General features: G+C 61.8%; 2 protein-coding genes. Both read left to right on the forward strand.

The genetic code is table 11. The features are described 5' to 3' along the window. A partial coding sequence (locus EOC06_RS37480) for a VirB8/TrbF family protein (RefSeq protein WP_245470440.1) occupies window positions 1-330 on the forward strand: 330 nt, incomplete at its 5' end. A gap of 79 nt (window positions 331-409) precedes the next feature. Further along, window positions 410-1198 (forward strand): P-type conjugative transfer protein TrbG, encoded by a 789-nt coding sequence (trbG, locus tag EOC06_RS37485; RefSeq protein WP_245329714.1) that lies wholly within the window; start codon window positions 410-412, stop codon window positions 1196-1198. Window positions 1199-1216 lie beyond the last annotated feature (18 nt).

Genomic DNA, 1216 nt, shown 5'->3' on the forward strand with positions numbered 1-1216 from the left:
CAGTATATCGATCGCACCTATTCGCATCTGAGAACCTCCGATCCGGCCACCGAGAAGGTCAACGCCTGGTTCCGCTCCTCCTCGCCGTTCGAGAAGGCGAAGACCGCGACGGTCGCCATAGAGGTGAACAACATCGTCGCGCTGTCCAACCAGAGCTACCAGATTGACTGGACCGAGTTCGAACGCGACCGCAAGGGCAAGGAGACCGCCGTTCGGCGGTTCCGCGGCGTCGCCCCCGTCACGCTTACGCCTCCACAGGACGAGGCCATCATCCGCTTCAACCCGATCGGTCTCTATCTCCGCGACTTCGACTGGACTGCGCAGCTTTGAAAGGCATGGCCCGCATATGAACTTCAGAACCAAAATAGCCCGGGCCACGCTGAACGCCATCGTGATCGTATCCATCGCGATGGGGTCGCCCTTCCTCCTCTCTTCGGAAGCCCTCGCAGATGGGGTGACTGCCAATGAGGCGAAGGGCATCGGGATTTCCGGCCAGTGGCGTGGATCGCGCGGCCTTGTCACGAAAGGCGCGGACGGAAAGGTCGTCTTTCTCTACGGCGAGATCCAGCCCTCGGTCGTGTGCTCGCCGCTGCAGGTGTGCGATATCGAGCTTGAGGCCGGTGAGGCTGTGCGCGATGTTCTCGTCGGCGACACGGTCCGCTGGAAGATCGAACCCGCGACCTCCGGGGCCGACGGCGGCCAGGCCGTCCACCTGATCGTCAAGCCCTCCGAGCCTGGCATCGTCACCTCGATGGTGGTGACGACCTCTCGACGCACCTATCACATCCAGCTCAAGTCGCATCAGGCGCAGTACATGGCCCGTGTCGGCTTCGAATATCCCGAGGACGTGTCCGCGAAGCTCGCCGACATAAACGCCCGCATGGAAGCGAGCACGATTCCGGGCGCCGGGGTTCCGGCCGAGCAGTTGCAGTTCGGCTATTCGATTTCGGGTCGCGCCGGATGGCGGCCCAGCCGCGTCTATAGCGATGGCATCAAGACTTACATCCAATTTCCACGCTCGATCTCCGGCCAGGACGCGCCGGTCCTCTTCGTCATCTCCGGCGGCCAGAACCGTATCGTCAACTATCGCATGAAGAACGATATGATGATCGTCGACTATCATGTCGATAAGGCTGTACTCGTCTCCGGCGTCGGCTGGAAACAGGAGAAGGTCACGATCCGGCGGGGAAGGCGGTGATGTCTGTCTTCCGCTCGT

This window comes from Mesorhizobium sp. M7A.F.Ca.MR.362.00.0.0, from assembly GCF_004023175.1.
Lineage (GTDB): Bacteria > Pseudomonadota > Alphaproteobacteria > Rhizobiales > Rhizobiaceae > Mesorhizobium.

Coding starts and splice junctions, on each gene's coding strand:
- trbG (WP_245329714.1), top strand. CDS start 410: ATGGGGTCGCCCTTCCTCCTCTCTTCGGAAGCCCTCGCAGATGGGGTG.